The organism is Paraburkholderia sp. BGA-UO-ETr-F21 (genome assembly GCF_059567925.1).
This window is the reverse complement of record NZ_JCAQOY010000029.1, coordinates 433,634-452,804: the sequence shown is the minus strand read 5'-3', so window position 1 is coordinate 452,804 and position 19,171 is coordinate 433,634. Positions and strand designations below refer to the sequence as shown.

Genomic DNA, 19,171 nt, shown 5'->3' with positions numbered 1-19,171 from the left:
TCAAGGATTTCGATCCCAATGGCGTGATCCTAAGGCGATTCTTACTTCTTTAAAACCGCGATAATGACTTAAACATCTTTTGGAAATTCAGAAGAATGAATCTGACTGCTTACCCCATGCGTGGCGCTTCAGGCGATCGGGAGCGGCTCGATTTGCTCGATGTCGCCCTGTTCGTGCGTGCGGCTCTGCTGGCCAACGTATCGGCGGCTGGGCGCGAATTCGGTTTGTCGGCCGCGGTGGCCAGTTCGCGCATCGCGCAGCTGGAAAAATTGCTCGGCGCGCGGCTGCTGCACCGGACCACCCGCCGCATCAGCCTCACGCAGGATGGTGAAGTCTTCATGTCGCGCGCCGAAGCCCTGCTCGACGCGGCCGCCGCCGCGCGCGCCTCGGTTGGCCGCGCGCAGGCCGAGCCGCAAGGCCGCTTGCGCGTTTCTATGCCGTCGTCGTTCGGACGGCAACACGTTTCGCCGGTGATCAGCGAATTTCTGCGCCGCTTTCCCGGCGTGAGCGTCGATCTGCGATTGACGGATCAGGTAATCGATCTCGTCGATGCGGGAATCGACGTGGCGATCCGCGTCGGCGTGCTGAAGGATTCGTCGCTGGTGGCGCGGCGCCTGGCAGTGAATCGCCGGGTGCTGTGCGCGGCGCCCGCTTACCTTGCCGCGCGTGGTACGCCGCACCATCCTTCGGAGCTTGCGGAACACGAGTGCATGATTCTGTCGGACCAGCGCGACTGGGCCTTCGAAACACCCGCCGGCGCGCTCGAGGTTCGCGTGAGCGGACGGCTAGTCACGGACAACGGCGAAGTGATCCGCGACGCGCTGCTGGCCGGTTTCGGCATCGCGCTCAAATCCACCTGGGACGTGGCGCCGTTTCTGCGCAGCGGCGAACTGGTCAGCGTGCTGGATAGCTATCCGCTCGCCGAGCGCGTGGCCATCTGGGCGGTGTATCCGAGCCGCTCCTTCGTGCCGCCGAAGACGCTCGCCTTTATCGAATTCCTCGCCGCCCATTTCGGCGATCCGCCTTATTGGGATCGGGAACCGGGTTGAGCGGAGGGGCTATGCGGGAAGGGGGTGGCGCGCTCAACTGAGCGACCGGCCGTGGATGTAGTGGGTGGCGCGGTGGCATGTGGCACGGTGCCGTTGTGCTGTTGTCGTGTTACGCCGTAGTCCCGTCAATGCTTGCCGCGCCCGCCCCCGGCTTCTTTGCCATCGGAATTGACGTCGGCGTGCGCGTCGTTCTGCGTCTTTTCCTGATACTCGTCGCCGCCGCGCCGGTCCGTATCTTTCAGCCCGCGTTCGAGGTCGCGATGTGCCTGCTTACCAACAAGGCGCGGGCCGTCCTCGTGCTGGGATTCCGGATCCTGGTCGGTTTCATGCGGCAGCGGCGCGGCAGCCTCCTGCATCGAGCGAGGTTGCTTTTTAGCATGCGGATCGGCCTGCTTGTCGCCGTCCGAGGATTGCGGTGAGGTCTTCATGATGTGGTCCTTTTCGCGGTGAATCAGGTTTGCTGAAGCGCCCTTACTGCGCGCCGCCAAGTCGTTTCTTCATGGCTGCGGTAATACGCTGGCGTGTTTTCGCGTAGTCCGCCCACGGGTCGCTTTTCAGATCGGCCAGGCGCTCGTGCAGATTCTCGATGGTCCACTGATCGCCGCCTGTGGAAGTGGCGACTTCGTCCCACGTCAGCGGCACCGATACGCCCAGCCCCGGACGCGCACGCGCCGAAAATGCGGCGACCGTACTCGAGCCGCGGTTGTTGCGCAGGTAGTCGACGAAGATCTTCTGCTTGCGATTCTGCGCGCCCATCTTCGCGCTGAAGTACTTGGGCAGCGTCGCCGCCATGTGCTGCGCGACGGCTTGCGAAAAATCCTTCACTTCGTCCCAGCCAGCCTGCTTCGCGAGCGGCACGACCACGTGCAAGCCTTTACCGCCGCTTGTCTTGCAGAAAGACGTGAGGCCGAGTTCTTCGAGCAGCGAACGCGTCAATTGCGCGGCTTCGATCATGCGCTCCCAACCCAGCGAGGCGTCGGGGTCGAGGTCGAACACCATGCGGTCCGGTTTTTCGATATTCGAGGCGACGGCATTCCAGGTGTGAAATTCGACGGTGCCCATCTGCGCGGCGCCGATCAGCGCCTTGAGCGTGTCGACGGTAATCAGCGGTGGATGCCCCGGATCGAGACCCGGGTGCTGGGTGACATTCGGAATCGACAGCTTCTGGCTGTGCTTCTGGAAGAACAGTTCACCGCCGATGTCCTCGGGCGCGCGCACCAGCGACACCGGACGGTCCTGCAAATGCGGCAGCATCCAGTCGGCCACAGATTCGTAGTACTGCACGAGATCGATCTTGCGCGTGCCCGTGCTTTTGTCGATGACACGATCGGGGTGCGAGATGCGGACGCCGCCGACTTCAGAGGGGATCGACGGGGCATTTGATTTTGTTGCTGCGCGTGTCTTGGTGGCCGTGTTTTTGGCGGCGGCGGCTTTGGAGCTCGCGGCTTTGGTGCTCGCGGCTTTGGTACTCGCGGCTTTGGTACTCGCGGCTTTGGTACTCGTGGCTTTGGTACTCGCGGCTTTGGTGCCTGTGGCTTTGTTACTCGCGGCGTTCTTACTCGTGGCTTCCGTACTCGCGACTTCAGTGCTCGTTGCTTTCGCACTCGCGGATTTCGTGCCCGCGGCTTTCTTGCCCGCGGCTTTCGTACCAGTGGCCTTCATACCCACTGCCTTAGCACCCTCGGCCTTGATGGCCGTCGTGCGCCCCTCGTTCGCACCACTCGCTTCGGACGCCGCCGAAGTACTCGCGGCAGTCTTGCGCGCTGTGCGCTTCTTCGGCACGCCGTCAGACGCAGCATCGGTTTGCTCTTGCGCGTCGGCTCCCCTGCGAGGTGATTCCTTGACGATCTGACGCGCCGGCTTGTCGTTGCGCAGACTCACGAACGAAGCCTGACGCACGATGCCATCGCTCGTCCACTCCGCGAAATTGCATTCGGCGACCAGCACCGGCTCCACCCAATGGACCGGCGTGCGGCTGCGCTCGCGCGGTGCGGCGGCAAACGGCATGCGCTGGGTCTCGTGCGCATCCAGTTCTTTCTTCACCGAGCGCAGCAGCGCCGCGTCGAAACCGGTGCCTACGCGCCCCGCGTACTGCAATTTGCCGTTGCCGTCGTAGATACCGAGCAGCAGCGCACCGAACGCCGCGCGGCTGCCGGACGGTTCCGAATAGCCGCCGATCACGAATTCCTGACGTCGGCGGCACTTCAGTTTGATCCACGCCGAAGAACGCCCCGACATGTAGCCACTATCGCGCCGCTTGCCGATAATGCCTTCCAACGCCATGTCGCATGCGCTCCTGAGCAGGTCGTCGGCGCTGAAGTCGAAATCATTCGAGAAGCGCAGCACGCTGTCGTCGACCTCCTCCAGCAGGGCGCGCAAAATCGCACGACGCTGTTCGAGCGGCACGCCGCGCAAGTCGTAGCCGTTCAGAAACGGTATGTCGAACAGGTAGATGACAATGTCTTGTGGACGGTTCGAATCGAAGGCATTCTGCAGCGCCTGAAAATTCGGCACGCCGTTGGGGTCCAGCACGACGGCTTCGCCATCGAGCCACGCGCTGTCGATGTCGAGTTGTTCGAACGCCTTGACCTGTTTGCCGAACTTCGCGGTCCAGTCGTTGCCCGCGCGAGTGAACACCTTGACCGCATTTCCCTTGGTCATCCTATCGATTCTGACCAGCACACGATAGCCGTCGAACTTGATCTCATACGACCAATCATCGCCGGCGGGCGCCGCGTCGACGAGCGTGGCGAGTTGGGGTTTGAAGCTCGCCGGCAGGCGGGCCGGCACCGCACCCTCGATCGAAGGCGAGGCGGCGAGCTCGCGCAGCGATCGCGCGCTGCGCGTCGCTACGATGTCGGGTCGCTTGGGGTCGGCGCGTTCCGGTGAAGCGAACTTCGCGCCATTCTTGCCGCCTCGTTTCGCGGTGGATACCGCATCCGGTTTCGCGGTGGCTTTCGTGGCCGCAGCGCGTTTGCCTGCAGCCTTGTCTGTTGTCCGCTTCGCTGTCACTGCTCTCGACGTTCTCGCACCTGTGCCCGCGGCGGCGACGCCGTCGAGCACGCTGCCTGGGCGCTTCTTCAATATGTCGTAGTCGCCTTCAGCGCGCGCTTCGTCATCGCGTTCCTTGATCAGAAGCCATTGCTCCTTGTCGCCGCTGCCGCGCATATGGCTGCGCACCAGCGTCCAGCCGCCGCGCAGCTTTTCACCGTGCAGCAGGAATTTGAGTTTGCCGGCCGCGTACGCGCGCGTCGCCTCGGCCGTCCCGCCAACCGGCTCCCACGTGCCGCGATCCCATACGATCACGCTGCCCGCGCCGTAATTGCCTGGCGGAATTTCTCCTTCAAACGACCCGTACTCGACCGGATGGTCTTCGACATGCACCGCGAGCCGCTTCACCGACGGGTCGAGGCTCGGCCCTTTCGGCACCGCCCACGACAGGAGCGTGCCGTTCAGCTCGAGCCGGAAGTCGTAGTGCAAACGACGTGCGTCGTGCTCCTGAATCACGTACGAGAGCGCATCGGCGGATGACTGTCTGGTCGCCTTCCGGCTGCCTTGTTTGCGGGCCACGCGCATGCCCGACGGCTCCGGCGTTTCGTCGAAGCGACGTTTGCGGGTGTAGGTATCGAGTCTGTCGTTCATGACGATGGTGGCGTTGCTCGCAGGCGGCGTGGACGCGAGGCTGACAATCAAGCCGCCGCGCGACGCTTGCGCGTGGCCGGCGTCGAAGCAGTCTTGGCGCTCGCACGGCTGCCTGCGCTGCTGCGCGTTGTTGCCGTACTCGCGGAGCGCGCGGCGCGCGGTTTCTTGCGGGCCGGCGCCGACATTTCGGCTTCGCTATCGGCGTCGTCTTCATCGTCGTCCGCAGCGCGCTTGCGACTGGCCGACGCCGGCTGCTTGCTCTTGCCACGTCCCAGGCTGCGTTTGAGCAGATCCGACAGATCGAGGATATCGGCAGACTGACGCGACTCGTGCGGCGCTTCGACCTCGGTGATTTCCTCGGTCTTGCCTGCGCGAATCTTGCGATCGACGAGCGCCATGATGTCGTCGCGGAAGGTGTCGTGATACTGCGACGGATCCCATTTGTCGCTCATATCGTCGATCAGCTTCTTCGCCATGTCGAGTTCGCGCGTTGACACTCCCGCGGCTTTCATGCCCTCGGGCGGCAGCTTGAATTCGTCGAAGTCGCGCACTTCGGCAGCCCAGCGCAACGTGTTCAACGCGAGTACCGGACCGACCGGTATCAGCGCAGCAAGATGCTGCTTGTTATGCAGCACGACGCTCGCCACGCCGATCTTGCCCGACGCCTTCATGGCTTCGCGCAACAGCGCATAGACTTTTTCGCCCTTACGGTCGGGGGTGAGGAAATACGGCGTGTCGAGATAGAGGAACGAAATGTCCGGAGCATCGACGAACGCGAGAATATCGACCGTTTGCGTCGACTCGGGGTTCGCTGAGCGAATCTCGTCGTCCGACAGCACGACGTACTTGTCTTTTTCGTACTCGAAGCCACGCACGATGTTATCGCGCGTCACATCCTTGCCGGTGCGCTTGTTGATCTGCTTGTAGCCGATCGGATCGATGGTGCGCTTGTCGAGCAGATTGAAGCCGACCTTCTCCGATTGCGTTGCCGGATACAACTGCACCGGCACGTGAACGAGGCCGAAGCTGATTGCGCCTTTCCAGATCATGTGTGCCATCGTGCGCTCCCTTGGGCCTAGGACCTGAAGCGAAGCAGCAAGCGTGCCACGGCATTCCGGCCAAAGCCAGCAAGCGCCGCCGCCCGGGCGCCCTTACACTCAGGCTGTAAGTCTTGCGTCACTCCGGCAAAAGCTACGCCGTTCCGGGCTTTGCGGTTTAAGGCTTTTGCCGGGCCAAGGCTTCTGCCAGCTTAAGGCGATTCAAGCCAGCTCAAACGGCCTCAAGCTCGATCGGCACCGCGGCGAAGCCTCGAAACCGCACTCGCCCGCCGCGCGTCGGCTCGCCGTTCAGACGATACGCCGGAAAGCGCTGCACCAACCGGCCAATCGCAATGCGCGCCTCGAGTCGCGCGAGCGACAACCCGGCGCACTGATGAATGCCGAAGCCGAACGCCAGGTGCCGGTTCGGATCACGGCGGATGTCGAAGCGATCCGGATCCTCGAACTGTTCCGGATCGCGATTGGCCGCGCCGATGCACAGCGTAACCGGCGTGCCGCGCGCCACCGCGATGCCGCCGATCTCGGTGTCGACGGTCGCCATGCGGTTGCCCAGCTGATTCGAACTCTCGAAGCGCAGACATTCCTCCACCGCCGTTCCGATCAGCGACGGCTCGCGCAGCAACGCCGCACGCTCTTGCGGCCATTGCGTCAGCGTGACGAGTCCGTTGCCGATCAGATTCGTGGTCGTCTCATGTCCCGCGTTCAGAATGAAAATGCAGTTTTGCAGCAACTCCGCTTCGGACAGCTGCTCGCCGCCCTCTTCGCCCTGGATCAGGCGCGTCAGTACGTCATGTTGCGGATCGCCCGGCTCGCGGCGGCGTCGCGCGACCAGATCGCGCAGATAGTCGACGAATTCGCTCACCGCGCGATTGCCCCGCTCGAGTTGCGCCTCGGTGAGCGACGGCTCGAGCGCGCCGAGTATCGCGAGCGACCAGTCACGCAACGGCTCGCGCTCCGCATGCGGCACGTCCAGCAGATTGCCGATGATCTCGACCGGAATCGCCGACGCGAACTCGGCGATCAGGTCGATCCGGCCGCGTTCGGCGGCGGCATCGAGCAAGCCGTCGACGAGGCGCACCAGACCCGGCTCCATGGCCGCGATGGCGCGCGCCGTCAGCGCACCGGCGATCAGCTTGCGCACACGCGTATGGCGCGGAGGATCGTTGAATACAAGACTCGTGGTGTGATGCGCGTAGAGCGGCGAATCGCCGTATTTCGGCTTGAATTCGACGGTCTTGTCGGAGCTGAAAGTCTTCGGATCCCGGTAAACCGCCTGGACGTCGCGAAACCGCGTTAGAAACAGCGAGCCGTCCGGCATGCGCTTGACCGGTTCGTGGGTGCGCAATGCGTGATAAACCGGATAGGGATCGGCATAGAAAGCGGGATTCAGGTGGCGCAGATCGAAGTCGCGCGCAAGAGTGGATGCGTCGCCGGCGGTCGCCTGGGGCATGCGTTGTCTCCGTGGTAGTGCGCCTCGTCAAGGGTGCCGGTGCATTCGCGGGCCGGCCATTGCGCCTCGCGAAGGCGCGAATGGGACGGCCGGTGCGTGTATTGGCTGCGAGGCGTCGTTCGATGCGCCAGTATGAACCGCGCGCCGGCGGATTGCACGGCGCAATGCACGGTGGCGCCTCCGGCAGTTCCAGCGGAGCGCGAGAGGCGATGCCGACCGGCGAACCGTTACAATAACGGGATTTTCCGCGCGCGCCGCGCGCCCGTCCTTTCCTGCGTCATTGCGTCGTCGTCCATGAACCTCGTCATTCAAAGCCCTGCGCCCCTTTCCGCCGACCATCAAAAAACGCTCGTCGCGCTCGCGCGCGGTTCGCACGCCAGCGTCATCGACGCCAACGCGATTCGCATTGCCGACGCAAGCGTCGCTCAACGTGGCGACCTCGACGTCTATTGCGGCACCCATCAACTGGACTACGCGTTTGTCGAAGCCGGCCGCCAACTGCGCGACTTCGGGCTGGTGGCGATGGACATGGATTCGACGCTGATCACCATTGAATGCATTGACGAAATCGCGGACTTCTGCGGATTGAAAAGCGAAGTGTCCGCGATCACCGAGGCCGCAATGCGCGGCGAAATCAAGGACTTCAACGAAAGCCTGACGCGCCGCGTGGCGCTGCTCAAAGGCCTCGACGCAAGCGCGCTCGAACGGGTGTACGAAGAGCGGCTGAAACTCTCGCCGGGCGCTGAGCAGATGCTGGCGGGCGCGAAGGCGGCTGGTTTGAAAACGCTGCTGGTGTCGGGCGGATTCACGTTCTTCACCGAAAAACTGAGAGCGCGTCTCGGACTCGATTTCACGCGCGCGAACACGCTTGAAATCGTGGACGGCAAACTGACCGGCAAGGTGATCGGCGAGATCGTCAACGCAGATGTCAAAGCCCGCACGCTCCGCGAAACATGCGCGCAATTGGGCGTTGAACCAGGCCGCTCGATTGCCATGGGCGATGGCTCGAACGATCTGAAGATGATGGCTGAAGCCGGTCTCTCCGTTGCGTTCCGTGCGAAGCCGGTGGTGCGCGAAGCGGCAAGCGTGGCGTTCAACCATGTGGGGTTGGACGGGTTGCTGCGGCTGTTCTGATACCTGTTCTGATACCTGTTCGAAGGCTGTTTGATGCGCTGACCGATGCAATGGCGGCCAGCGCCAGCCATGGCACTATTTTTTCACAATGCCCGTTGAAAGCGTCAACATAAGGCTAATCGCATCGAGGCTTGCGATGATCGTGATCCACATCAAAAAGCGCGGGTAAATTTTCTCGGACACCAGCCACAACGAGAATTTCTTCATGATTGCCTCCTTGAGAGGATCAGTATAAATGCTGCACTATCTAAAAAATCTAGATCAACTGCACATGTAGGGATGCTAATAAAGCTGCGGCAATCACCGTGAAGAAAACGGAGAGGACGATCTCGGTGGGCGAAAAGCTTCCATCAGCAAATAAGCTGTTTCGCCGCGGCGCTCCCTGCCTTGCTCGCCTGGAATGTGGATTGACCAGCCCCGACATTACGAGGCTCGAACAGGTGAACGCCATCACACACAGTCCAGCCACCCAGTACGCCAGAACCGACGCCTCACCACGGCCCCGCTCCAGCGCCGTCACCGCCTCATAAACCGCGGAAGCAAGCAGGCCGATCGCACACCAGAACAGTTGACCGTCTTTCACCGAGCCGGCAATCAGCGCCTTTGCCACGCGCCAACCGTGCGCGGGCGCGACAAGGGTTAGCGTAAAGATCGGGCCGATGATCGGCACGCCGAGATTCAGCAACATCCAGAAGAAAAGATTCATCGAAGCTCACCATGGTGCGGCAACCTTGAGTTGGAATGCACGCCATCGTAGCGTCGGGATATCATGCTGAACATTCAGCCGAATGGTTAGGCTTACTGGCTATCGTGACAACAATAGAGTGACAACAAAAAAGCCCGCCGGAAAAATGTCCCGACGGGCTCACTGATTCTACGAAAAAACGTCGCCTGGAACGTTCAACCCAGCGCGGCCAGCGACTGCTCGATATCCGCGCGCAGATCGGCTTCGGTTTCGAGACCGATATAGAACCGCACCAAGGTGCCGCGATGCGGCCATTGCCCCGCGGTGCGCATCGACGCGACGTCATACGGCATTGCAAGGCTGTGCGCGCCGCCCCAGCTCCAGCCGAGCGAGAACAGTTCGAGCGACTCGCAGAACGTGTCGATTTGAGCCGGGCTGTAGCGGCCGTCGAACACAACTGAAAAGAGCCCGCCCGCGCCCGTGAAGTCGCGCTTGAAAAACTCGTGCCCCGGACAGTCCGGCAGCGCCGGGTGCAACACGGCGGCAATTTCCAGCCGCGTCTTCAACCATTTGGCCAATCCGAGCGCCGCGCGATCATGCTGCTCGAAACGCAACTGCATGGTCGGCAGACTGCGCAGGATCAGCGAACAGTCGTCCGACGAGACCCCGATGCCCATGCGCATACGCGCCGCCTTCAGCTTCAGGTGCAGTTCGCGATCGACGGTAATGGTCGCGCCCATCAACACATCGCCACCGCCCGACTGATATTTGGTCAACGCCTGCACCGAAATATCGACGCCATGATCGAACGGCCGGAAACCGAGCCCCGCAGACCACGTATTGTCGATGGCGGTGACGACGTTGCGTGCGCGTGCCACGGCGGTGATAGCGGGCACGTCGGCGACTTCCATCGTCACCGAGCCGGGCGCTTCGAGCCAGATGAGTCGCGTAGTCGGCCGGATCAGATCGGCGATGCCCGCGCCGATCATCGGATCGTAATAGCGCACGGTGACGCCAAAATCGCGCGCCAGCCAATCGCCGTGATCGCGGTTCGGCGAATAGACGTTATCGGGAATCAGCACGTCGTCGCCTGACTTGACGAGGCCGAAATACACATTCGAAATCGACGACAAGCCCGACGGCTGCAACAACGCGTGATTGCCGCCCTCGATGGTGGCGAGGCGCTGCGCCAGCGCAAGCGAAGTCGGCGTGGCATGCAGGCCGTAGCGCCATTGCGCGTCGTTTTTCCAGTCGAGCGCACGCATGGTCGCGAGATCGGGGAACACGACCGTCGAAGCCCGCGTGACCGGCATCGAGAATGATTCGAAGCCCGGCGTGAGCTGGTCTTCGGCACGCACGATACGGGTTTGCAGATCGCGTTGGAGTTTGGATTGGGTCATGGTGTGTTTCGGAGAGAATCTGACGGAAACGGAGGGCACGCGAATTCGGGGCGCGCCGCACACGCAAGATTAGCCGAGCCGGTTGGATTTCGCTTATCGGACAGCGCGAGTCGGCGGGCCGAGGAAGCCCGCATGGCGAGGTTCACTCGCCGGTTTGCAAGTTGCTGACGCCGCCGACGGCGTGGCCACCAGCGGCAGTTGCCGGAGCCGGAGCCGTGGATGCGCCTGCGGAAGGCTGGGTCGCGGCCTTGTTCGCCGCGCTCGCCGGCGCGCCGGGCGGCGGCACCGCCTGCCCTGCCGCCAACGGCTTGAGATCGAATGGCTGCGGGTCGGAATCGTCGACGTTCATGCGGTCGCCCGCCACCGAGCCGTCTGCCGCGAACTTGCCGACCCAGTTACCGGTGATATGGGTGCCGTCGTTCGATTCCTCGACTTCGAGCGTGTCGCCGTCGCGGTCGCCGGCGATCAGGATCACTTCGCCGGTGTCCGTGTACTGATACTCGCCGTGCACACCGGCAGGATCGTCGGATTTCGGGCCGAGCTTCAGCACGATCTGGCGCGAGCCCAGCATGCCGGCGTAGCGTGGGAACTTCGCGAATTCAGCACTGGGCTTGAGCGGCAACTGGATCGGCGCGGGTGCCGCCAACTCCTTCACCGCGTCGCTTTCCGCCCATGCCTGGGCGGGCATCACCACCGTCGCGCCCGCACACAGCAACGCGGCAATGGTCGCTATTGCCCAACCGCGCCGACGCATGGCACCCTTCATCGCTTTCAGTTCCCGCATCCGTTCGTTCCTTATTGCTCGATACTGCCGCTACGCGCAGCGCTTCAGATCCGTTCGAAGATCGCCGCAATACCCTGCCCGCCGCCAATGCACATCGTGACCAGCGCATAGCGGCCGCCGATCCGCTGCAATTCATACAGCGCCTTGACGGTGATGAGCGCACCAGTCGCGCCGATCGGGTGGCCGAGAGAAATGCCCGAGCCGTTCGGATTGACCTTGGCGGGATCGAAGCCCAGCTCCTTGCTGACCGCGCAGGCCTGCGCGGCGAACGCTTCGTTCGCCTCGATCACGTCGAGGTCGGCGACCGTCAGGCCGGCCCGCTCCAACGCGCGGCGAGTGGCCGGCACCGGGCCGATGCCCATGTACGCCGGATCGACGCCTGCATGCGCATACGACACGAGGCGCGCCAGCGGCTTGATGCCCCGCTGTTCAGCGACGCTGCGCTCCATCAGCACCACGGCCGCGGCGGCGTCGTTGATGCCCGACGCGTTGCCGGCCGTCACCGTGCCGTTCTCTTTCACGAACACGGGTTTCAGCTTGGAGAAATCTTCAGCCGATGCGTTCATGCGCGCGTGCTCGTCCGTGTCGAACACGACGTCGCCTTTTTTCGACGGGATCGTGATCGGCAGGATCTGTTCCTTGAAGTAGCCATTCGTGATCGCGTTGGCCGCGCGGCGATGCGATTCGAGCGCGAGTGCGTCCTGCGTTTCACGCGAGATGTCGTACTTGCGCGCGACGTTCTCGGCAGTCACGCCCATGTGGATCGCCTGGAACGGATCGTTCAGCGCGCCGACCATCATGTCGACGAGGCGCGCGTCGCCCATGCGCTGACCGAAGCGCGCGGCAGGCATGGAATAAGGCGCGCGGCTCATGTTTTCCGCGCCGCCACCAATGGCGATGTCGGCGTCGCCGAGGAGCACGCTTTGCGCGGCGGAGACAATGGCCTGCAGGCCGGAGCCGCACAGGCGGTTCACGGTCAAGGCCGGCGCGTGTTGCGCGACACCGCCGTTGATCGCCGCCACGCGCGCCAGATACATGTCTTTTGCTTCGGTATGCACGACGTTGCCGAACACCACATGGCCGACTTCGTCGCCCGACACGCTGGCGCGGGCCAGCGCTTCACGCACGACGCGTGCGCCGAGATCGGTCGGCGAAAAATCCTTCAGACTGCCGCCGAAAGCGCCAATTGCCGTGCGCACACCGCTAACCACCACTACGTCTCGTTGCATCGCTCGCTCCTTCTTTAGTCTCTCAGGATGATTTTGCCTCGGCGGGCCCGCGTCGCAACGCCCGTGTTCAGCCCGCCAGAAGTTGTTCGACTGTTGCGCGCGAAGGAATCGGCGCCACCGCGCCGTAACCTTGCGTGGACAGCGCCGCGGCGACGTTCGCATAACGTGCCGCCGCAAACGGATCGTCACCCGCCACGATCCGCGCGATGAACGCGCCGCCGAAGCAGTCGCCCGCGCCGGTTGCATCGACCGCGTTGACGACGTGGCCCGGCACCACACGCCGTTCGTTCGGCGTGGCGATATATGAGCCTTCCTTGCCAAGCTTGAGCGCGACCACGCGCGGACCGTGCGACAGCAGGAAATCGACGATCTCGTCACGGCCGGTCAGACCCGTGAGTTCGGTGACATCGTCCCAGCTTGGCAGGCAGATGTCGGTCTGGCGAATGGCTTCGAGCATCACCGCGCGCGCCCGCGCGAGCGGCCACAGCTTCAGGCGAAGATTGGTGTCGAAGCTCACGCGCACGCCATTGGCGCGCGCATGCGCGATCGCTTCGAGCGCCGCGTCGCAGGCACTCAGGCTGATCGCGAGGCTGATGCCGGACAGATGAATCACCTTGGCCGCGGCAATCGCCTCGAGCGGCAGATCGTGCGGTGCATAGCGGCTCGCGGCCGAACCTGCGCGCAGATAGTCGAACGCGTGGCCATTCGGACCGTGGGACACGAAATACACGCCGGTAGGCGCGTGCGGATCGACCCGCACCAGCGCCGTATCCACCTGTTCACGTTCCCACAGATCAACCAGCAAACGCCCGAAATGATCCGCACCGACCGCGGAGACGAAACCCGTCTTCGCGCCTTGCCGGGCGGCTGCGATACAGAAATTCGAGGTATCGCCGCCGAAGCCTTGCAGGTAGTTCGGCTCGTCTTTGGCCGACTGGTTGAACTCGATCATCGCCTCGCCGAGCGCGAGGATGTCGGGGCGCTGAACTTCCGGCGTTGCAGGCATGCTTGCCGCCATTGCTTAAACCTCGCCCCACAGGTCGTGACCGTCGGCGCCGGTGATCTTCACCGACACAAAATCGCCGACCTTGTAGCGCTTGGACGCCTTGGCAGCCGGCGCGATATACACGACGCCGTCGATCTCCGGCGCGTCCGCCGCGGTGCGGCCAATGCCGCCGTCCGCGTTGATCTCGTCGACCAGCACCTTCAGTGTCTTGCCGACCTTCTTCGCGATACGTTTGGCCGACACTTCCTCGGCGACTTCCATGAAACGCGCGCGGCGCTCTTCGCGCACTTCGTCGGGCAATGCACCGTCGAGTTCGTTGGCCGTTGCGCCTTCGACCGGCGAGTACGCAAAGCAGCCGACGCGGTCGAGTTCCGCTTCGCGGATGAAATCGAGCAGCGTCTGGAACTGCTCTTCGGTCTCACCGGGGAAGCCGGCGATGAACGTGCTGCGGATGGTCAGATCCGGGCACATCTCGCGCCACTTCTTCACGCGCTCCATCACCTTCTCGGCGTTGGCCGGGCGCTTCATGCGCTTCAGGACTTCCGGATGCGCGTGCTGGAACGGCACGTCGAGATACGGCAGCACGTGGCCCTTGAACGGGCCTTCGGCCATCATCGGGATCACTTCGTCCACGCTCGGATACGGATACACGTAATGCAGACGCACCCATGCGCCGTATTGCGCGGCGAGTTCGCCGAGCGCGCCGACGAGGTCGGTCATGCGCGTCTTGATCGGCTTGCCGTTCCAGAAACCGGTGCGGTATTTGACGTCGACGCCATACGCGCTCGTGTCCTGCGAAATCACCAGCAGTTCCTTCACGCCCGACTTGAACAGATTTTCCGCTTCGAGCATCACGTCGGCGACGGGACGCGACACCAGGTCGCCGCGCATGGACGGGATGATGCAGAACGTGCAGCGGTGATTGCAGCCTTCGGAAATCTTCAGGTACGCGTAGTGGCGCGGCGTGAGCTTCACGCCGGCGGCCGGCACCAGATCGACGAACGGATCGTGCGGCTTCGGCAGATGGGTGTGCACGTGCTGCATGACTTCGCCGAGCGCGTGCGGACCGGTCACGGCCAGCACCTTGGGATGCACTTCTTCGACCAGCCCCGAGCCGCTCGCGCTCTTCTTGGCACCGAGGCAGCCGGTCACGATCACCTTGCCATTTTCGTTGAGCGCTTCGCCGATCGCGTCGAGGCTTTCCTGCACCGCTTCGTCGATGAAGCCGCAGGTGTTGACGACCACGAGGTCCGCGCCGTCGTACGTGCCGGAAATCTCGTAACCTTCGGCGCGCAGTTGGGTGATGATCTGCTCGGAATCAACCAGGGCTTTCGGGCAGCCGAGCGAGACAAAGCCAACCTTCGGCGTGGCATTCGGGGCAATCGGGGGGGTGGCAGACATGGGGAACCGCTTGAAGACGTTAAACCCTGAATTGTAGCGGTTCGCCACGGCTGCCGCTCGTAAGTCTTTGAATTTCCGCCTTCAACTGGCCGCGGCGTGCGCCGGATCGAGTCGGCCGGCAGACTTGGACTGATGTGGCGCGATTAATTTATCGAATCCCAAAGCGTGCTCGATCGTCGCCAGAATTTCGTGCGAATCCTGCACCCGGCGTATCGCCGCATGCAGTTCGGACGCCTGCGGCCAGGTGCGCTGCAGGTAGCTGAGCCACTTCTTGACGCGTCCGTGCTCGTGACGGGAGGCGACGCGGGCCTGTAGTTTCCGCAGATAGCCGGCCATGTGACGAAGCACCTGATGCCATTCCCCTTCGGATGGGGACCGGTCCATCAGGCCGCGTATCCTGAGCGCGAGGAACGGGTCCGATACGGCGCCCCGCCCGAGCATCACGTCCGCACAACCGCTGACAGCGCGGCAGCGCTCCCAGTCGGCCACCGTCCAGACTTCTCCGTTCGCGATAACCGGCACGTCCACGGCCGAATCGATACGCGCGATCCACTCCCAGTGAGCCGGCGGCCGGTAGCCATGATCGCGCGTCCTCGCGTGCACGACGAGCGAGGCGGCGCCGCCTTCCGCGAGGGCGACCGCGCAGTCGATCGCCAGCGACGTGTCGGAGACGCCAAGGCGCATTTTGGCCGTCACGGCGATGCCGGCAGGCACCGCAGCCCGAACCGACGACACGATCCGGTTCAGTTGTTCAGGGTCGGCCAGCAGCATGGCACCGCCGCCGTGCTGATTGACCACCTTGGCGGGACAGCCGAAGTTCAGGTCGATGCCGTGCGGTGACAAGGTGGCCGCGTGCGCCGCGTTCAGCGCCATCCATTCGGGATCGCTGCCGAGCAACTGGATCACCATCGGCGTACCGGCGCGGGTGTAGGCGCCGTCGAGCACTTCGGGGGCTTCCCTTTCGTAGACCCGGCCGGGAAGCAGAGAGCCCGTCACCCGGACGAACTCGGACACGCATCCGTCGAATCCGCCCATGCCGGTCAGCACGTCGCGCAACACGTAGTCAGCGAGCCCTTCCATGGGGGCGAGAAAGAGCCGGCTCATGCGGAAACGGGCGCCGGGAGGTGGCGGGTTTCCAAAGGGCGACTGGGGCAGTGATGAAACATGAGATCGACCGTGGGAATGGGGGGAGTCGGCGGCCAGAGCGCCCTCTCCGAAGAAAATGCCCCACACACGCAGCCGCCGATTGTACCGCGCCGGCGCCTTACGGTCGCAGCCGTGCCCTCCGCATCGGCGCGCAGGCTGCGCCGTTACTCACCTGTTGAGGGCGGTGGCCCCGGGTGGCCCCGTATGGCGCCCCAACGCGTGGAAACACCACTAGCTTGAGCCCCCCCGCCCTTACTTCTTCTCCGGCTCCGGATTACCCTGAGGGTTGCCTTGCGGAGTAGCCGGTACATTGCCGGCACCGGCCACGTTGGCCGCGCCGCCCGGCGTAAACGGGAAAGTAGCGAACATCGACTTCGCCTGATTCTGCATCTGCTCCTGCATCTGCACGAACATGTTCTTCGACTGTTCGATGTAGCTGGTCATCATGCCCTGCATCATCGGCGCCTGCATGTTCATGAACTGCGACCAGACCTCGGGATTCATGGCCTTGCCTTCGTACAGATTCTTCGACTGGTCGGCGAGCTTCGCCTGAATGTCGATGAAGGCCTGGATGTTCTTTTCCAGATACGTGCCCATCATGCCCTGCATCGCATGACCGTAGAAACGGATGATCTGCGAGAGCATCGACGACGAGAACATCGGCAAGCCGCCGCTTTCCTCTTCGAGAATGATCTGCAACAGGATGGCGCGCGTCAGATCCTCGTTGCTCTTCGCATCGATGACCTTGAAATCCTCCTGATCCAACACGAGCTGCTTGACGTCCGTCAGCGTGATGTACGTGCTTGTCTCGGTATCGTAGAGCCGACGATTCGGATATTTCTTGATCAGTCGTTCGGCTGTTTTCTTTGTAGTAGTGGTCATGTAACGCCTTTGAGCGCAAGTCGAGCGCGGAAACGGCGTCATACCGGCTGCGCAATCTGGTCATCGCGCAATCGAGACGCCGCCGAACCATCTGAGCCGAAGCGCACCACCTCGTGAGCGGCGCGCCCGTGACTCAGCCCATATGCAATCCGCCGTTCAGCGAAAAATCAGCACCCGTGGAGAAACCCGATTCTTCCGATGCCAGCCATGCCACGATCGAGCCGATTTCCTGCGGCTGACCCAGACGGCGCACCGGAATCGTCGCGATGATCTTTTCCAGCACGTCGGGGCGGATCGACTTGACCATATCGGTGCCGATGTAGCCCGGCGACACGGTGTTGACCGTCACGCCCTTGGTAGCCACTTCCTGCGCCAGCGACATCGTGAAGCCGTGAATGCCGGCCTTCGCGGTCGAGTAGTTGGTCTGGCCGAACTGGCCCTTCTGGCCGTTCACCGACGAAATGTTGATGATGCGGCCAAAGCCACGCTCGACCATGCCGTCGATCACCTGCTTGGTGACGTTGAAGAGGCTGGTCAGGTTGGTGTCGATCACCGCCGTCCAGTCTTCGTGGGTCATCTTGCGGAACACGACGTCGCGCGTAATGCCCGCGTTGTTCACCAGCACGTCGATCTCGCCAACTTCGGCCTTGACCTTGTCGAACGCATTCTTGGTCGACTCCCAATCGCCGACGTTGCCTTCGGACGCGATGAAATCGAAGCCCAGCGCCTTCTGCTCTTCGAGCCACTTCACACGGCGCGGCGAATTCGGGCCGCAGCCCGCGACGACCTTGAAGCCCTCTTTGTGCAGCCGCTGGCAAATGCTCGTGCCGATGCCACCCATCCCGCCCGTTACGTACGCAATTCGCTGTGTCATAAACTACACTCCGTTATCGTTTTCGAGGCACCGACCGGCCGCCTCTTCCCTCGTCTGTGCTTCATCTCCGCAGCCGCCGGGCGACCGGCCGACGAGGCCACCGCTGACCGCGCGCATGACACGCGCGGCAACGCTCCGTTTGCCACGCGACCAACGCCTGTGGCGTCGGTCACGCGGCGATACTCAAGCGCGCTCAAGCGCCAGCGCCACACCCATGCCGCCGCCGATACACAGCGACGCCAAACCCTTCTTCGCATCGCGCTTCTGCATTTCGTGCAGCAGCGTGACGAGAATCCGGCAGCCGGACGCGCCGATCGGATGGCCGATCGCAATCGCGCCGCCGTTCACGTTGATCTTCGACGTGTCCCAGCCCATCTGCTGATTCACTGCACATGCCTGCGCGGCGAACGCTTCGTTGATTTCCATCAGGTCCAGATCGGCCGGCGTCCAGCCCGCGCGTTCGAGACAACGGCGCGAGGCCGGCACCGGGCCCATGCCCATCACCTTCGGATCCAGACCCGAGGTGGCGTACGCCTTGATGCGCGCGAGCGGCTTGAGGCCGAGCGCCTCCGCCTTCTTCGCCGACATCACCAGCACGGCCGCCGCACCGTCGTTCAGACCCGACGCATTGGCCGCCGTGACCGAACCTTCCTTCGAGAAAGCCGGCTTCAGGCCTGCGAGCGATTCAGCCGTCACACCATGGCGCACGAACTCGTCGGTCGCGAAACGCAGCGGCTCGCCCTTGCGTTGCGGAATCTCGACCGGCACGATTTCGTCGTCGAAACGGCCCGCTTTCTGCGCGGCTTCCGCCTTGTTCTGCGACAGCGCCGCGAACGCGTCCTGCTGCTCGCGCGTGATGCCGTATTCCTTGGCGACGTTTTCCGCCGTCACGCCCATGTGGTACTGGTTGTAGACGTCCCACAGGCCGTCGACGATCATCGAGTCGACCAGCTTCGCGTCACCCATGCGGAAACCGTCGCGCGAGCCCGGCAGCACGTGCGGCGCCGCGCTCATGTTTTCCTGACCGCCGGCCACCACGATATCGGCGTCGCCCGCGATGATCGCGTTGGCCGCCAGCATCACGGCCTTCAGGCCCGAGCCGCACACCACGTTGATCGTCATGGCGGGCACGGCGTTCGGCAAGCCCGCCTTGATCAGCGACTGACGCGCCGGATTCTGGCCCGAGCCTGCCGTCAGCACCTGACCCAGGATCACTTCGCTCACCTGCTCGGGCTTCAGCCCTGCTCGCTCGAGTACCGCGCGAATCACCGTGGCGCCGAGATCGGGTGCGGCGATCTTCGCCAGCGACCCACCAAATTTGCCAACTGCCGTACGGGCGGCCGATACGATCACAACATCAGTCATTTCCATATCCTCCGGGCGAGTCGGCCAAATGCGCCGCAGCCCGTCAAGTTAAAAATCTCGTTGCTT

At 63.3% G+C, this 19,171-nt stretch carries 17 protein-coding genes; 2 read left to right on the top strand and 15 right to left on the bottom strand.

What is annotated here, in order from left to right:
* The first annotated feature begins 95 nt into the window (after window positions 1–95).
* On the top strand, window positions 96–1,049 hold the full coding sequence (locus AC57B1_RS18485) for a LysR family transcriptional regulator (RefSeq protein WP_408343447.1): 954 nt from the start codon (window positions 96–98) through the stop codon (window positions 1,047–1,049).
* Between the two features lie 125 nt (window positions 1,050–1,174).
* Here the strand turns inward: AC57B1_RS18485 and AC57B1_RS18480 are convergent, their stop codons facing one another.
* The 4 genes from AC57B1_RS18480 to AC57B1_RS18465 form a co-directional block, all read right to left on the bottom strand.
* Window positions 1,175–1,477, bottom strand: coding sequence for a hypothetical protein (locus AC57B1_RS18480; protein ID WP_496418242.1), 303 nt, complete (start codon window positions 1,475–1,477; stop codon window positions 1,175–1,177).
* Window positions 1,478–1,520: 43 nt separating this feature from the next.
* The gene (gene ligD, locus AC57B1_RS18475; protein WP_496418241.1) at window positions 1,521–4,691 is read right to left on the bottom strand and encodes a DNA ligase D; all 3,171 of its coding nucleotides are present in this window, start codon (window positions 4,689–4,691) and stop codon (window positions 1,521–1,523) included.
* Window positions 4,692–4,738: 47 nt separating this feature from the next.
* Window positions 4,739–5,749 (bottom strand): non-homologous end joining protein Ku, encoded by a 1,011-nt coding sequence (gene ku / locus AC57B1_RS18470; protein ID WP_496418240.1) that lies wholly within the window; start codon window positions 5,747–5,749, stop codon window positions 4,739–4,741.
* A 211-nt stretch (window positions 5,750–5,960) separates the two neighbouring features.
* A complete protein-coding gene (locus AC57B1_RS18465) occupies window positions 5,961–7,199 on the bottom strand; it encodes a cytochrome P450 (RefSeq protein ID WP_496418239.1) in 1,239 nt (412 codons plus the stop codon).
* Window positions 7,200–7,493: 294 nt separating this feature from the next.
* Here AC57B1_RS18465 and serB point away from each other — a divergent pair, with 294 nt between their 5' ends.
* On the top strand, window positions 7,494–8,333 hold the full coding sequence (gene serB, locus AC57B1_RS18460) for a phosphoserine phosphatase SerB (protein WP_091794455.1): 840 nt from the start codon (window positions 7,494–7,496) through the stop codon (window positions 8,331–8,333).
* Between the two features lie 75 nt (window positions 8,334–8,408).
* Here the strand turns inward: serB and AC57B1_RS18455 are convergent, their stop codons facing one another.
* From AC57B1_RS18455 to AC57B1_RS18405, 11 genes are all read right to left on the bottom strand, one after another.
* Window positions 8,409–8,540: a hypothetical protein gene (locus AC57B1_RS18455; RefSeq protein WP_286161944.1), complete on the bottom strand. Its 132-nt coding sequence runs from the start codon at window positions 8,538–8,540 to the stop codon at window positions 8,409–8,411.
* A gap of 49 nt (window positions 8,541–8,589) precedes the next feature.
* On the bottom strand, window positions 8,590–9,039 hold the full coding sequence (locus AC57B1_RS18450; RefSeq protein WP_408483731.1) for a hypothetical protein: 450 nt from the start codon (window positions 9,037–9,039) through the stop codon (window positions 8,590–8,592).
* 194 nt (window positions 9,040–9,233) lie between these two features.
* Window positions 9,234–10,418: a cystathionine beta-lyase gene (locus AC57B1_RS18445; protein WP_496418238.1), complete on the bottom strand. Its 1,185-nt coding sequence runs from the start codon at window positions 10,416–10,418 to the stop codon at window positions 9,234–9,236.
* Window positions 10,419–10,560: 142 nt separating this feature from the next.
* Window positions 10,561–11,202: a hypothetical protein gene (locus tag AC57B1_RS18440; RefSeq protein ID WP_496418237.1), complete on the bottom strand. Its 642-nt coding sequence runs from the start codon at window positions 11,200–11,202 to the stop codon at window positions 10,561–10,563.
* Between the two features lie 44 nt (window positions 11,203–11,246).
* Window positions 11,247–12,431, bottom strand: coding sequence for a beta-ketothiolase BktB (gene bktB, locus AC57B1_RS18435; protein ID WP_496418236.1), 1,185 nt, complete (start codon window positions 12,429–12,431; stop codon window positions 11,247–11,249).
* Window positions 12,432–12,498: 67 nt separating this feature from the next.
* A complete protein-coding gene (locus AC57B1_RS18430) occupies window positions 12,499–13,449 on the bottom strand; it encodes a sugar kinase (protein WP_408343427.1) in 951 nt (316 codons plus the stop codon).
* Window positions 13,450–13,452: 3 nt separating this feature from the next.
* A complete protein-coding gene (gene rimO / locus AC57B1_RS18425) occupies window positions 13,453–14,838 on the bottom strand; it encodes a 30S ribosomal protein S12 methylthiotransferase RimO (RefSeq protein ID WP_496418235.1) in 1,386 nt (461 codons plus the stop codon).
* Window positions 14,839–14,919: 81 nt separating this feature from the next.
* Entirely contained in the window at window positions 14,920–15,942 is a 1,023-nt protein-coding gene (locus AC57B1_RS18420) for a tRNA dihydrouridine synthase (protein ID WP_496418234.1), read from the bottom strand.
* A 294-nt stretch (window positions 15,943–16,236) separates the two neighbouring features.
* Entirely contained in the window at window positions 16,237–16,866 is a 630-nt protein-coding gene (phaR, locus tag AC57B1_RS18415) for a polyhydroxyalkanoate synthesis repressor PhaR (protein ID WP_408343423.1), read from the bottom strand.
* A 133-nt stretch (window positions 16,867–16,999) separates the two neighbouring features.
* Complete coding sequence (locus AC57B1_RS18410; protein ID WP_091794475.1) at window positions 17,000–17,740, bottom strand: 3-ketoacyl-ACP reductase; 741 nt, start codon at window positions 17,738–17,740, stop codon at window positions 17,000–17,002.
* Window positions 17,741–17,923: 183 nt separating this feature from the next.
* Window positions 17,924–19,105 (bottom strand): acetyl-CoA C-acetyltransferase, encoded by a 1,182-nt coding sequence (locus tag AC57B1_RS18405; RefSeq protein WP_408343421.1) that lies wholly within the window; start codon window positions 19,103–19,105, stop codon window positions 17,924–17,926.
* Window positions 19,106–19,171: the final 66 nt, after the last annotated feature.

Excerpts from the sequence above, each read along its gene's own strand:
- AC57B1_RS18455 (WP_286161944.1), bottom strand. The coding sequence starts at position 8,540 with ATGAAGAAATTCTCGTTGTGGCTGGTGTCCGAGAAAATTTACCCGCGC.
- bktB (WP_496418236.1), bottom strand. The coding sequence starts at position 12,431 with ATGCAACGAGACGTAGTGGTGGTTAGCGGTGTGCGCACGGCAATTGGC.
- ku (WP_496418240.1), bottom strand. The coding sequence starts at position 5,749 with ATGGCACACATGATCTGGAAAGGCGCAATCAGCTTCGGCCTCGTTCAC.
- serB (WP_091794455.1), top strand. The coding sequence starts at position 7,494 with ATGAACCTCGTCATTCAAAGCCCTGCGCCCCTTTCCGCCGACCATCAA.
- AC57B1_RS18480 (WP_496418242.1), bottom strand. The coding sequence starts at position 1,477 with ATGAAGACCTCACCGCAATCCTCGGACGGCGACAAGCAGGCCGATCCG.
- AC57B1_RS18410 (WP_091794475.1), bottom strand. The coding sequence starts at position 17,740 with ATGACACAGCGAATTGCGTACGTAACGGGCGGGATGGGTGGCATCGGC.
- phaR (WP_408343423.1), bottom strand. The coding sequence starts at position 16,866 with ATGACCACTACTACAAAGAAAACAGCCGAACGACTGATCAAGAAATAT.
- AC57B1_RS18405 (WP_408343421.1), bottom strand. The coding sequence starts at position 19,105 with ATGACTGATGTTGTGATCGTATCGGCCGCCCGTACGGCAGTTGGCAAA.
- AC57B1_RS18485 (WP_408343447.1), top strand. The coding sequence starts at position 96 with ATGAATCTGACTGCTTACCCCATGCGTGGCGCTTCAGGCGATCGGGAG.
- AC57B1_RS18430 (WP_408343427.1), bottom strand. The coding sequence starts at position 13,449 with ATGGCGGCAAGCATGCCTGCAACGCCGGAAGTTCAGCGCCCCGACATC.
- AC57B1_RS18445 (WP_496418238.1), bottom strand. The coding sequence starts at position 10,418 with ATGACCCAATCCAAACTCCAACGCGATCTGCAAACCCGTATCGTGCGT.
- AC57B1_RS18420 (WP_496418234.1), bottom strand. The coding sequence starts at position 15,942 with ATGAGCCGGCTCTTTCTCGCCCCCATGGAAGGGCTCGCTGACTACGTG.
- rimO (WP_496418235.1), bottom strand. The coding sequence starts at position 14,838 with ATGTCTGCCACCCCCCCGATTGCCCCGAATGCCACGCCGAAGGTTGGC.
- ligD (WP_496418241.1), bottom strand. The coding sequence starts at position 4,691 with ATGAACGACAGACTCGATACCTACACCCGCAAACGTCGCTTCGACGAA.
- AC57B1_RS18440 (WP_496418237.1), bottom strand. The coding sequence starts at position 11,202 with ATGCGGGAACTGAAAGCGATGAAGGGTGCCATGCGTCGGCGCGGTTGG.
- AC57B1_RS18465 (WP_496418239.1), bottom strand. The coding sequence starts at position 7,199 with ATGCCCCAGGCGACCGCCGGCGACGCATCCACTCTTGCGCGCGACTTC.
- AC57B1_RS18450 (WP_408483731.1), bottom strand. The coding sequence starts at position 9,039 with ATGAATCTTTTCTTCTGGATGTTGCTGAATCTCGGCGTGCCGATCATC.